Raw genomic sequence first — 406 nt, 5'->3', positions numbered from 1 at the left:
GCATTCCATTACGGATGTGATGGAGAATATCCTCCCGAACATCTATGAACCCGGTGACCGGGAGGACCGGTGGCACTACATTGGGGCTTCCAGTTCTGCCGGTGTGGTGGTTTACGATGACAAGTTTGCCTACAGCCACCACGCTTCGGATCCTGCCTGCAGCCAGCTACTCAATGCGTTTGACCTTGTGCGGGTGCATCTCTTTGGCGATGACGACCCGAAGAAGTCCCTTCAGAAAATGTCGGAGTATGCGGCAAACGATGAAGCGACACAGGAGGAGGCAATGCGCTGGCGGCAGAAAGAGGCAGTTACAGACTTCTCGGAAGAGGCAACTGCCGATTCTGGAAGCGACAACAGCTGGATGAAGAAACTCCAGCGGAACCCGAAGTCTGGTGAGCTTATCGGA

Annotated in this window: 1 pseudogene; it reads left to right on the top strand. The window is 54.7% G+C overall.

The window, feature by feature from the left end:
• Window positions 1-406: pseudogene (locus tag ACTQ52_RS12390) on the top strand (hypothetical protein); the annotation flags it as partial.

This window comes from Oribacterium sp. Sow4_G1_1 (assembly GCF_052116105.1).
Taxonomy (GTDB): domain Bacteria; phylum Bacillota; class Clostridia; order Lachnospirales; family Lachnospiraceae; genus Oribacterium.
This window is presented reverse-complemented; position numbering and strand designations above follow the sequence as displayed.